This window comes from Collinsella aerofaciens, from assembly GCF_027679495.1.
In the GTDB taxonomy this organism is placed as follows: domain Bacteria; phylum Actinomycetota; class Coriobacteriia; order Coriobacteriales; family Coriobacteriaceae; genus Collinsella; species Collinsella aerofaciens_AK.
The window spans coordinates 31,064-42,549 of the sequence record NZ_JAQEKC010000004.1 but is presented as its reverse complement, the minus strand read 5'-3'; the positions used below and the strand labels follow the sequence as shown (position 1 = coordinate 42,549).

11 protein-coding genes are annotated in these 11,486 nt (G+C 61.5%); 7 read left to right on the top strand and 4 right to left on the bottom strand.

The features are described 5' to 3' along the window. Positions 1-43 precede the first annotated feature (43 nt). The 3 genes from PGW49_RS02370 to PGW49_RS02360 form a co-directional block, all read right to left on the bottom strand. The gene (locus PGW49_RS02370; protein WP_270225385.1) at positions 44-316 is read right to left on the bottom strand and encodes a hypothetical protein; all 273 of its coding nucleotides are present in this window, start codon (positions 314-316) and stop codon (positions 44-46) included. Between the two features lie 191 nt (positions 317-507). Then, positions 508-1,470 (bottom strand): hypothetical protein, encoded by a 963-nt coding sequence (locus PGW49_RS02365; protein WP_270225384.1) that lies wholly within the window; start codon positions 1,468-1,470, stop codon positions 508-510. Positions 1,471-1,593: 123 nt separating this feature from the next. Then, positions 1,594-2,247 (bottom strand): helix-turn-helix transcriptional regulator, encoded by a 654-nt coding sequence (locus PGW49_RS02360; protein ID WP_270225382.1) that lies wholly within the window; start codon positions 2,245-2,247, stop codon positions 1,594-1,596. Between the two features lie 277 nt (positions 2,248-2,524). Between PGW49_RS02360 and dpaL the strand changes: the two genes are divergently transcribed. From dpaL to hydA, 6 genes are all read left to right on the top strand, one after another. Further along, a complete protein-coding gene (dpaL, locus tag PGW49_RS02355) occupies positions 2,525-3,739 on the top strand; it encodes a diaminopropionate ammonia-lyase (protein ID WP_118266260.1) in 1,215 nt (404 codons plus the stop codon). A 72-nt stretch (positions 3,740-3,811) separates the two neighbouring features. Then, positions 3,812-5,197 (top strand): YgeY family selenium metabolism-linked hydrolase, encoded by a 1,386-nt coding sequence (locus PGW49_RS02350; protein WP_055252228.1) that lies wholly within the window; start codon positions 3,812-3,814, stop codon positions 5,195-5,197. Between the two features lie 201 nt (positions 5,198-5,398). Further along, positions 5,399-6,601 carry a knotted carbamoyltransferase YgeW gene (gene ygeW, locus PGW49_RS02345; RefSeq protein WP_260698749.1) on the top strand — a complete coding sequence of 401 codons (1,203 nt, stop codon included), beginning with the start codon at positions 5,399-5,401 and terminating at the stop codon, positions 6,599-6,601. A 14-nt stretch (positions 6,602-6,615) separates the two neighbouring features. Next, positions 6,616-7,566 carry a carbamate kinase gene (gene arcC, locus PGW49_RS02340; RefSeq protein WP_260698748.1) on the top strand — a complete coding sequence of 317 codons (951 nt, stop codon included), beginning with the start codon at positions 6,616-6,618 and terminating at the stop codon, positions 7,564-7,566. 177 nt (positions 7,567-7,743) lie between these two features. Next, a complete protein-coding gene (locus PGW49_RS02335; RefSeq protein ID WP_260698747.1) occupies positions 7,744-8,358 on the top strand; it encodes a nucleotidyltransferase family protein in 615 nt (204 codons plus the stop codon). 8 nt (positions 8,359-8,366) lie between these two features. Beyond that, complete coding sequence (gene hydA, locus PGW49_RS02330; RefSeq protein WP_270225381.1) at positions 8,367-9,734, top strand: dihydropyrimidinase; 1,368 nt, start codon at positions 8,367-8,369, stop codon at positions 9,732-9,734. Positions 9,735-9,847: 113 nt separating this feature from the next. On the opposite strand, the gene yqeC is transcribed toward hydA, so the two are convergent. Continuing rightward, positions 9,848-10,585, bottom strand: coding sequence for a selenium cofactor biosynthesis protein YqeC (gene yqeC / locus PGW49_RS02325; RefSeq protein ID WP_270225380.1), 738 nt, complete (start codon positions 10,583-10,585; stop codon positions 9,848-9,850). A gap of 102 nt (positions 10,586-10,687) precedes the next feature. Here yqeC and yqeB point away from each other — a divergent pair, with 102 nt between their 5' ends. Continuing rightward, a complete protein-coding gene (gene yqeB / locus PGW49_RS02320) occupies positions 10,688-11,482 on the top strand; it encodes a selenium-dependent molybdenum cofactor biosynthesis protein YqeB (protein WP_270225379.1) in 795 nt (264 codons plus the stop codon). Positions 11,483-11,486: the final 4 nt, after the last annotated feature.

Sequence of the window (11,486 nt, the reverse complement as noted above, 5' to 3'; positions counted from 1 at the left end):
CGGCCCTTGCCAGCTCAAAATCGTCGATGGCTCGTCCGCCCGTCTACACCCTTACGATCCCGCGCGCCGTACTCAGCAGCTCATATTCCCTCTGGCTCCACTGGCACAGCTCAGCCGCGCGCACGGCGTCGCGGCACAGGTCCAGGAACACCTCGGCGCCCTCGCAGAAGCGCTCGCGGGCAAAGGCGCCGGATCCGTCCGCAACGCACGCGCCGTCGGCAAAGAGCTTCCAGCTGGACGGCTCGCGCGAGTCGTCTCCGAGCAGCTTGATCTGCAGAACATGTGGGCCGCCAGCGGCACATGGCCCTTCTTCCAACGCCTGCACCGTAAAGCGCATCTGGAGGGACAGAGTATAAAATCCGGAAAAGTGTCGAAATAGGCACCTTAAAACTTCGGAAAAGTGTCAAATTCGATAGGAAAATTATCCGGAAAAGTGTAGCTGGATGACAAAACAGCACTTAGAAGCTGGTACTGGATGCGGGATCCTGCGGCTGCCTTCAGCTCTCGCTACTCGTCGTCCTCGTCGTTGGGGTCGCCCTTGAGGGTGTTGATGTCCAGGTACTGGTTATCGTCCTCTTTTTGCTGGGTCTCCGACTCCGCTTGGGTGGGGCCGCGGAACAGCTGGAATCCCTCAAACGCAATGACGCCGAGCAGGGCAATGACAATGGCGATAAAGGCAACCTTGACTGCCTGCGGAAATTCCGAGAAACGCAGTGCCTTTTCCTCGGCGTAATAATCGGCGAAGCGCTCTTCGCCCGTGCTTTTGGTATACGCCGGCGCGGACGCGGCCTCCGGGTCATATTCCGGTGCGGGCGTGGCAGCGTACGGATCGTTGAGATAATCGCTCGATGCGGTGCCATAATCCTCTGTCTCGATGCGACCGTTGCCAGCATAGCCATCGGAATAATCGGAATATACCGCATCGCCCTCATAGTCCGCGGCGCTCGTGTTGGCGGCAAAAAGCGGGTTAACTGGAACGTCGAGCGCCGGCATGCCGGTAGAGGTCTCATCCAGATCGGCTGCAGCCCAGGAATCGTAGGCAACCTGATGGGCAACGGGCTCATCGAGCCTTGCGACCGGAGGCTTGCGTGCCGCAGGAACAGGCAACTGCTGGGCGTTATACATAACGGTGCTGTCGGCCGATTTGCCCTGCGTCGCTGCAGCGAGAAATGCCGCCGTCTCGGACGGGTCGCTTGCGGGGCGGGGAGCGGGCATGGGCGCCGAAGTGGGTGCGGGCGACTGCGCAGGAGTCGGCGCAGCCGCGGGCTTAGGCACAAGTGCGGGATTGGGGCTTGACGGGCGAGCCCCGCCGCCCATGAGTTCGTCGGCGGTCCACGGGCGATCATCCATCACGTCGTCAAGGCTCAGCGAAAACAGGTCGTCTTCACTCTCATCGAACATGCGGTGCACATGTCCACCAATTGCCGGAATCAATCCGCGACCGGTGCATGATGCCTTGCTCAACGCCATTCTGTTCCATCCTTTCGAAATACTAATGACATCGATTATATGGAACTTCCCAAGCTGCTCGGTCTTGGATTCGTGCTTTCCAGAACTCGCGCCCAAAAGGGGAGGGGCAATCCAGGCGAGCGCCTACTTGTCGCCGGCGGCAGCCTTTGCCTCGTTGAGGTAGCTATAGAAGCTGTATTTGGAGATGCCAAAGAACTCGCAGGCACGCTCGCTCGACTTGGAGATGAGGAAGGCGCCGCGACGGTCGAGGTAGCCAATGGCGCGGATGCGCTCGTCTTTGGTCATGAGCGCCGCGGGCTTGCCCACAAACTGTTCGCACTCGCGCAGCAGGTCTTCGAGCAGGTCGCCGATGTTTTTGGTAATGGGCTCGGGCTCGGTGTAGCCCGTGGAGCCGGTGCCGGTAAAGGCATCGAGCGAGCGCTCAAAAGCCTTCATGAGCGTAATGTCAAAGTTAATGCCCAAAATGCCGACGGGTTTGCCCTCATCGTTGCGGATAAAGATCGTCGAGGACTTGAGCAGCTTGCCATCGGCGGTTTTGGTGAGGTATGGCTCGCGGTCGTGCACGTCGGTGGTGCCATCGTGCATGGATTCAAGCACAATATGGCTGGGGCCGTCACCCAGTTTGCGCCCACTGACGTGGCCGTTTTCAATCACTACGATGGAGTGGTCAACGTCCTCGGTCTCCAGATCGTGGACGACGATTTCGCAGTTGGGGCCAAACTGGAGCGCCAGGCCGTGTGCAAGACGCTTGTAAAACTCAATCTGTGCGGGGGTCATGGGTGCCTTCCTAAAAATTAGTTTGGGCACACTTTGCCATAAACCACACCTGTTCGCAAATAACGAAAGCGTCGCTGCGTTATGTAACCGTTCGGCGGCGAAATAGTACCGATTACGGCAACAAACAATTTGTTAGGTTTAGCAATCAAAAAGTGTGATAGAACATTGCTAACAAACTTTTTGTTTGGCATCCACATAAAAGTTCAGTCGCAGGAATGGGAATGGGCTGAAACGCGTATGCGGGGGCCGGCAAGAGAGAACTTAAGGAGTTCACCGTATGGCCGATAAGATCCAGTGGGCGGGCAACACGATGCCCAAGAGCGATGACAAGCACTTGGGAATCATGAGCCTCGACCACGTGAAGAAGGCTCGCGCCTTCCACCAGTCGTTCCCCCAGTACACCGTCACTCCGCTTGCCCGCCTGGACGGCCAGGCCGCGCGCCTGGGTCTGTCCAACCTGTGCGTTAAGGACGAGAGCTATCGCTTTGGCCTCAACGCTTTTAAGGTTCTGGGCGGTTCGTTTGCCATGGCCAACTACATTGCCGACGAGACCGGCAAGGACGTTGCCGAGTGCACCTTCGATTACCTGACCTCCGATCAGCTTGCCAAGGATTTTGGCCAGGCTACCTTCTTTACCGCCACCGACGGCAACCATGGTCGCGGCGTGGCATGGGCTGCCAACAAGCTGGGCCAGAAGGCCGTCGTGCACATGCCCAAGGGTTCCACCAAGCCCCGCTTCGATAACATCGCCGCCGAGGGCGCCACGGTGACCATCGAAGAGGTCAACTACGACGAGTGCGTGCGCATGGCCGCCGCCGAGGCCGATGCCTGCGAGCGCGGCGTCATCGTTCAGGACACCGCCTGGGAGGGCTACGAGAAGATTCCGTCCTGGATTATGGAGGGCTACGGCACCATGGCTTCCGAGGCTGCCGAGCAACTGCGCGAGATGGCCATCAACCGCCCGACGCACGTCTTTGTTCAGGCTGGCGTGGGTTCGCTCGCCGGCGCCGTGGTGGGCTACTTCACCAACCTGTATCCCGATAACCCGCCCACCTTTGTTGTGGTCGAGTGCGCTCCTGCCGCCTGCCTGTACAAGGGCGCTGCCGCCGGCGACGGCGATCCGCGCATCGTGGACGGCGACATGCCCTCCATCATGGCCGGCCTGTGCTGCGGCGAGCCCAACATCCTGGGCTGGGATATCCTGCGCAACCACGCTACCGCCTTCGTGTCCTGCCCCGACTGGGTCACCGCTCGCGGCATGCGCACCCTGGGTGCTCCCGAGAAGGGCGACCCGCGCGTCATCTCCGGCGAGTCCGGTGCGGTGACCACCGGCCTGGTCGAGACCCTCATGCTCGATCCCGAGTACGCCGAGCTCAAGGAGCTCATCGGCCTGGACAAGACGAGCTCCGTGCTCTGCTTCTCCACGGAAGGCGACACGGACCCCGATCAGTACCGTCGCATCGTCTGGGAAGGCGAATACCCCACTTGCTAATACTGGGCGGAGTAAATAGGTATCGCTCCGCCACCTCACAGGTAGATTCCTTCGTTTGAAAGGTTATGAACAATGGCTAAAGAACTCGATTTCGACGCTATCAAGGCTGCTGCTGAGTCCCATCGTGCTGATATGACTCGTTTTCTTCGCGCTATGATCTCCCACCCCTCTGAGTCTTGCGAGGAGGGCGAGGTTGTCGCTTGTATCAAGGCCGAGATGGAGAGCCTTGGCTATGACGAGGTCAAGGTCGACGGCCTGGGCAACGTTATGGGCTTTATGGGCGAGGGCGACAAGATCATCGCCATCGACTCCCACATCGACACCGTCGGTATCGGCAACATCGAGAACTGGGATGCCGATCCCTATGAGGGCTACGAGACCGACGAGATCATCTACGGCCGCGGCGGCTCCGACCAGGAGGGTGGCATGGCTTCTGCTACCTACGCTGCCAAGATGATGAAGGACATGGGCCTCATCCCCGAGGGCTACAAGATCATGGTCGTCGGCACCGTCCAGGAAGAGGACTGCGACGGCATGTGCTGGCAGTACATCTACAACAAGGACGGCATTAAGCCCGAGTTCGTCATTTCCACCGAGCCCACCGACGGCGGCATCTATCGCGGTCACCGCGGCCGCATGGAGATCCGTGTCGACGTTCACGGCACCTCCTGCCACGGCTCCGCTCCCGACCGCGGTGACAACGCCATCTACAAGATGGCCGACATCATCGCCGACGTCCGCGCCCTCAACAACAACGGCTGCGACGAGTCGACCGACATCAAGGGTCTCGTCAAGATGCTCGACCCCAAGTACAACCCCGAGCACTTCGAGGACGCCCGCTTCCTGGGCCGCGGCACCTGCACCGTCAGCCAGATCTTCTACACCAGCCCCAGCCGCTGCGCTGTCGCTGACTCCTGCGCCATCTCCATCGACCGTCGCATGACCGCCGGTGAGACCTGGGAGTCCTGCCTGGACGAGATCCGTAACCTGCCGGCCGCCAAGAAGTACGGCGACGACGTGAAGGTCTCCATGTACATGTACGACCGTCCGTCCTGGACCGGCGAGGTCTACGAGACCGAGGCTTACTTCCCCACGTGGATCAACAAGGAGACCGCTCCGCACGTCAAGGCCCTCGTCGACGCCCACAAGGCCATGTTTGGTGACGAGCGCATCGGCTGCGAGCCCAGCATGGACAAGCGTACCGGTCGCCCGCTGTGCGACAAGTGGACCTTCTCCACGAACTGCGTTTCCATCCAGGGTCGCTATGGCATCCCCTGCGTCGGCTTTGGCCCGGGTGCCGAGTCTCAGGCTCACGCTCCCAACGAGGTCACCTACAAGGACGACCTGGTCACCGCTGCCGCCATGTACGTGGCTGCCCTGAACCTCTACGATCCGAGCCAGGCCGATGGCGATGCCACCGTGTTCCGCGCCGGTCTGACCAACAACAAGATCGACTAGTCCCATTCCTCGATCTTGTTGAGCCGGGGACAGTTTATGCCCCCGGCACCTCCTGTTGACTTGGGGCCCGCGGTCGTTATCTCCCATGCTTCCTCAACGGTAGCGGGTCCTCGTCATAGCGCTCTGCATGTTCTAGCCACACGCGCATGCCGGAGCACATTTACTCATTGCGATCGTTTCACCTTTAGAAAGGACATTTACATGGACGCCAAGTTTACCGAGCTCGTCGAGCAGCTGAACGGCCTCGATTTTAAGGGTATGTACGGCAGCGACTTCCTGCACACCTGGGACAAGACCACCGATGAGCTCAAGGCGCTCTACATCGTCGCCGACGCCCTGCGCGAGCTGCGTGAGAACAACGTTTCGTCCAAGATCTTCGACTCCGGCCTGGCCGTCTCCCTGTTCCGCGACAACTCCACCCGTACGCGCTTCTCCTTCTCTAAGGCTGCCAACCTGCTCGGCCTTGAGCTGCAGGACCTGGACGAGAAGAAGTCCCAGATCGCTCACGGCGAGACCGTCCGTGAGACCGCTACCATGATTTCCTTCATGGCCGACGTCATCGGCATCCGCGACGACATGTACATCGGCAAGGGCGACGCCTACATGGCCGAGGTCTCCGAGTCTGTCCAGCAGGCTTACGAGGACGGCGTTCTGGATCACCGTCCCACGCTCATCTCCCTGCAGTCCGATTCCGACCATCCCACGCAGTCCTCTGCTGACATGCTCTACCTCATCAACGAGTTTGGCGGCCTCGAGAACCTCAAGGGCAAGAAGGTTGCCGTCACCTGGGCCTATTCGCCCTCTTACGGCAAGCCGCTGTCCTGCCCGCAGTCGCTGATCAGCCTGCTGCCCCGCTTTGGCATGGACGTCACCCTGGCTCACCCCGAGGGCTACGATCTCATGCCCGAGGTCGTCGAGCGCGCCAAGGGCTATGCCGCCGAGTCCGGCACCACCTTTAAGCAGGTCAGCACCATGGCCGAGGCCTTCGAGGGCGCCGACATCGTGATCCCCAAGAGCTGGGCTCCGTTTGCCGCCATGGAGAAGCGTACCAACCTGTACGCCGAGGGCGACGACGCCGGCATCGCTGCGCTCGAGAAGGAGCTGCTCGCTCAGAACGCTACGCATCAGGATTGGTGCTCCACGACCGAGCTCATGGAGAAGACTGCCAACGGCCAGGACACCATCTTTATGCATCCGCTGCCCGCCGATATTTCCGGTGTCTCCTGCGAGCACGGCGAGGTCAACGCCGACGTCTTCGACATGCACCGCGTGGGCATGTACAAGGAGGCCAGCTACAAGCCGTACGCCATCGCTGCCATGATGTTCCTGCAGAAGGTTGCCGATCCCGCCGCTACCCTCAAGGCCCTCGACGAGCGCAACACCGCCCGTTGGCTCCAGGCCTAAAGCTGGGCTGAGAAATGGCTAAGCGTATTGTTGTCGCCTTGGGCGGAAACGCCCTCGGCGCCAACCTTCCCGAGCAGATGGAGGCCGTCAAGACGACTTCTAAGGCCATCGTCGACCTGATCGAGGAAGGCAACGAGGTCGTCGTCGTGCATGGCAACGGCCCCCAGGTGGGCATGATCGCCAACGCGATGGCCGAGCTCACGCGTTCTAATCCTCAGAAGTACATTCCCTGCCCGCTGTCCGTTTGCGGCGCCATGAGCCAGGGCTACATTGGCTATGACCTGCAAAACGCCCTGCGCGAGGAAATGCTCGACCGCAATATCGACAAGGGTGTCGCCACCGTGCTCACCCAGGTCGAGGTTGCGGCAGACGATCCGGCCTTTGCCGACCCGGTCAAGCCGATTGGTCCGTGGATGAGCGAGGCCGAGGCCAAGGAGCTGGAAGCCGACCGCGGCTATCAGTTCATCCACGACGAGAAGCAGGGCTTCCGTCGCGTGGTTGCCTCGCCCAAGCCCGTGAACATCGTCGAGCTCGACACCATTAAGTCGCTCGTCGAGTCCAACCACGTGGTGATTTCCTGCGGTGGTGGCGGTATTCCCGTCACCAAGGCCCAGGGCAACCACCTTAAGGGCGCTGCTGCCGTCATCGATAAGGACTTTGCGGCCGAGAAGCTCGCCGAGCAGCTCGATGCCGATGCCCTGATTATCCTGACGGCCGTGGAGAAGGTTGCCATTGGCTTTGGCACCGACCACGAGCAGTGGCTCGACACGCTGACCGCGGCTGACGTAAAGCGTCTGTCCGAGGCCAACGAGTTTGGTCGCGGCTCCATGCTGCCCAAGGTCCAGGCAGCCTCGACGTTTGCCGAGAGCAAGCCGGGCCGCACGGCGCTCATCACGCTGCTCGAGAAGGCGCGCGATGGCCTTGCCGGCAAGACCGGTACCACGTTTACCGGCGACGCTGAGTAGGCATATCTGCACCATTGAGGAGGGTGCCCTGCGTCGCGGGGTGCCCTCCTTTGTGCTATGGGGAGCCAAGGGGCGTTCGCTGGAAAACGAGTGCGTGCCTGTTCCGACGGAGTGCGAGCTCGGTATGGTGGGTATAGCAGCTATGGTGTCCAAGGCAGCCAGGGGAGGTTTGCGGAGATGAAACTCGGTTGCGTGATTATGGCTTCGGGCGAGGGCAAGCGGTTTGGCTCTAACAAGATGCTCGCCGATATCTATGGCGAGCCGCTGATTGCCCGGACCATCGATTCGGTTCCCCGGGGCTTTGACGTCGTGGTTTCGACGCGTTGGCCCGAGGTCTCCCAGATTTGCGAGGACAAGCATTGCCCGTGCGTGCTGCACGATGGCGAGCTGCGCAGCGAAAGCGTCCGTGCGGGCCTTTCGTGGGGAGTCGAACGCAACTGGAAAGGTTGCCTCTTTTTACCGGGCGACCAGCCGCTCGTGAGTTCGGATTCTTTTGAGGCTATGGTTCGTGCATTTGACGAGTGTGGCCGCAAACATCCGGTGCGTCTTGCGTGTAACGGTGAGCCTTCGAGCCCGGTGCTCTTTCCGGCGGAACTGTTCGATGCACTTATGTGTCTTGAGGGCAAGGACGGCGGGGGCTCGATTCTCAAAGGTCGCACCGACGTGGTGCTGGTCGAGGCGCGTGCCTACGAGCTGTGGGACGTCGATACCGTCAAGGGACAGCGACGCATAACGGAGCATATTGCCGCCTGCTCGTATTTTGATCGCGTGGCCAACTGTATTAATCAATAAGGAGCAACATGATCATCATCAAAAACGGCGCGCTCGTGACGCCCCAGGGGCTTCGCCGCGCCGATCTTGCCATGGAGGGCGACAAGATTGTGCGGATTGCCGCGGCGATTGAGCCGGCCGAGGGCGATACCGTCGAGGATGCCGTGGGCTGTTGGGTGTTCCCCGGCTTTATCGACGGCCACACGCACATGCAGTGCTGGACTGGCATGGATTGGACAGCCGATAGCTTTGAAACCGGCACGCGTGCGGCTGCCTGCGGCGGTACGACGACCATCGTGGACTACGCGACGGCCGATCGCGGCGTGACCATGCCCGACGCCCTTGCCGAGTGGCATCGCCGTGCCGACGGAACCTGCACGGCCAACTACGCCTTTCATATGGCACTCGCCGAGTGGAATGAGCGCAACCGCGCCGATCTTTCGGCTATGCGCGAGGCGGGCGTATCGTCGTTTAAGACCTACTTTGCCTATGACCACCTGCGCTTGGACGATGCCGAGACACTCGAGGTGCTGGAGGAGCTCAAGCGCGTGGGCGGTATCCTGTGCGTGCATTGCGAGAACGGCACGTTGGTCAACGCGCTGCAGAAGCGCGTGTTTGAGCAGGGTATCCACGGGCCTGAGGGCCATGCGCTCAGCCGTCCGGACGTGTGTGAGGCCGAGGCCGTGAGCCGCCTGCTGTATCTGGCTCACTTGGCCGGGGACGCTCCGGTCAACGTGGTACACCTTTCGACCAAGCTGGGGCTCGAGGCCATTCGCGCTGCCAAGGCGCGCGGGCAGAAGAACATTTATGTCGAGACCTGCCCTCAGTATCTGATGCTCGACGACACCTGCTATCTGGAGCAGGGCGAGGACGGCTTTGCGGGTGCCAAGTATGTGATGAGCCCGCCGCTGCGCCGTGCGGGTGACCGTGCGGCACTGCGTGAGGCGCTTGTGGCCGGCGAGATCGATACGATTGCGACCGACCACTGCAGCTTTAACCTGCACGGGCAAAAGGACCGCGGGCGCGACGACTTCCGCGCGATTCCCAACGGCGGGCCCGGCGTGGAGCATCGTCCCGTCGCGATTGCCACGAGCTTTGAGGGACAGCTGGGACCCGAGGATCTGTGCCGTTTGATGAGCGAGAACCCGGCGCGCGTGTTTGGCATGTACCCGCGCAAGGGCTGTCTTGCCGAGGGTGCCGATGCCGACGTGTGCGTGTGGGATCCTTGCGCGCGTTGGACGATCAGCGCCGCGACGCAGCATCAGGCCGTGGACTACACGCCGCTCGAGGGCTTTGAGGCACATGGCCGTGCCAAGGCCGTGTTTGTGAACGGCGTGCTGGTGGCGCGCGATGGCGAGCCCACCGGAGCCCAACCCGGCCGCTACGTCCCCCGCTAGCAGGAAGGCCGCCAGGGTAGCTAATTTGGGACGGGGCTCTTTTAGCTACCCTTGCCTGCCTGATGATTTTTCTCTCAACATGGGGTAGCTAAAAGAGCCCCGTCCCAAATTAGCTACCCTTTGAGGCTGGTGGCGATGAGGGAGCGGCCGAGGGCTGTCTCGAAGCGATCTGCCATCGTTGGGTCGGCAAGCGTGTCGACTTGGTTGAGCATGATGCGGGCATTGTTGAGGTTCAGCATTCGCAGCTCGGCATTGAGCACCATGGCGACGCGCTCTGGGGTGGCAGCGTCGGTGGGCTCGCAGCCGCAGCGCTCGCAGAAGAGCTCGGGGCGGTGGACAACCTCGGCGACGGGCTTGCCCAGCCCCGAGGCGCCGACGACCCAGACAACGTTTGCTGTGCCGGAGGGAATTACCGGCTCCCAGGCGGCATGCGCCTTGAGCGGGAGTCGCTTGCTGCCATCTGCCTCGGCCAATACATAGTCAAAGCGCTGCGCCAGCTCGTTGAGCGGCTCAACGGGGGCGGAGAGCTTGCCTGTCTCCGGGCCCAAAACACCCGCCTGGCAGATACTTCCGCGGTTCATGCCCGCGCATGCCTCGCAGGTGCAGCCGGGAACATGCAGGGCCCCCGGCTTCCAAGGCGCGGCGTCCAGGCGACGATTCGACCCGTCCCATGGTACGCCGGCGACGGGAAACATGTGCGTGGTGGTACAGAGAAGCACCCTGCCGCCGGCGCGCATGAGCTCGAGACCCAACGCACGCAGCAATGTCGACTTGCCGCCACTGCCGATAATTGCGGTAATGCCCGGCTCGATCTTGAGCGCGGAGGCAAGGTTTCCGGTCGTCGTTTCCATCTGTTCACCGCCGTATAATACTGTGATAATAAATAATCATCAGAGTAGCGGTCGAACCGCTTTTGCTCTGCTCAAACCGTAGCACAGGGAGGTGCCCCGGGAATGCTCGTTTATGTTCGCGGCGCCGGCGATATCGCCACGGGCGTCGCCGCTCGCTTGGTGCGCGCCGGCGTGTCGGTCGTTATGGCCGATATCGCGGTTCCCACGTGCATCCGCCGCACGATCAGTTTTTGCGAGGCCATTCGTCTGGGCGAGGTCGAGGTCGAGGGTATTCGCGCTCGCTTGGCACAGACGCCGGCAGAGGCACTTGCGATTACCGAGGCCGGAGACGTCGCCGTTGTGGTGGACCCCCAGGCCAAGATGCTCGGCGAGCTGAAACCCGCTGCCGTGGTCGACGCGATTCTGGCTAAGCGCAACTTGGGCACCACGCGCGACATGGCGCCTGCCGTCATCGCCGTGGGGCCGGGCTTTACCGCGCCGGTTGACTGCGATGCCGTGGTCGAGACCATGCGCGGGCATTTTCTCGGCCGTGTCATTACCCAAGGTTCGCCCCAGCCCAACACGGGCGTGCCAGGCATTATCGCCGGCTATGGTAAAGAGCGCGTTATCCACAGCCCCGCCGCCGGCGTGTTTCGGTCCGACCACGCAATCGGCGACATCGTGAGCGCCGGAGACGTGATTGGCTATGCGGGCGATACGCCCATGTGCACGCAGATCGATGGCTGTCTGCGCGGGCTTTTGGCGAACGGCGTGCAGGTGACTGAGGGCTTTAAATGCGCCGATGTCGATCCGCGCGGCGATGCCAGCTATATCAACTACATTTCGGACAAGGCGACGTCGGTCGGCGGCGGCGTGCTCGAGGCACTCGCTATGCTCACCGGTGTATTCCAGGGATAGGAAA

Excerpts from the sequence above, each read along its gene's own strand:
- arcC (WP_260698748.1), top strand. The coding sequence starts at position 6,616 with ATGGCTAAGCGTATTGTTGTCGCCTTGGGCGGAAACGCCCTCGGCGCC.
- dpaL (WP_118266260.1), top strand. The coding sequence starts at position 2,525 with ATGGCCGATAAGATCCAGTGGGCGGGCAACACGATGCCCAAGAGCGAT.
- yqeC (WP_270225380.1), bottom strand. The coding sequence starts at position 10,585 with ATGGAAACGACGACCGGAAACCTTGCCTCCGCGCTCAAGATCGAGCCG.
- ygeW (WP_260698749.1), top strand. The coding sequence starts at position 5,399 with ATGGACGCCAAGTTTACCGAGCTCGTCGAGCAGCTGAACGGCCTCGAT.
- PGW49_RS02365 (WP_270225384.1), bottom strand. The coding sequence starts at position 1,470 with ATGGCGTTGAGCAAGGCATCATGCACCGGTCGCGGATTGATTCCGGCA.
- yqeB (WP_270225379.1), top strand. The coding sequence starts at position 10,688 with ATGCTCGTTTATGTTCGCGGCGCCGGCGATATCGCCACGGGCGTCGCC.
- PGW49_RS02335 (WP_260698747.1), top strand. The coding sequence starts at position 7,744 with ATGAAACTCGGTTGCGTGATTATGGCTTCGGGCGAGGGCAAGCGGTTT.
- PGW49_RS02360 (WP_270225382.1), bottom strand. The coding sequence starts at position 2,247 with ATGACCCCCGCACAGATTGAGTTTTACAAGCGTCTTGCACACGGCCTG.
- PGW49_RS02350 (WP_055252228.1), top strand. The coding sequence starts at position 3,812 with ATGGCTAAAGAACTCGATTTCGACGCTATCAAGGCTGCTGCTGAGTCC.
- hydA (WP_270225381.1), top strand. The coding sequence starts at position 8,367 with ATGATCATCATCAAAAACGGCGCGCTCGTGACGCCCCAGGGGCTTCGC.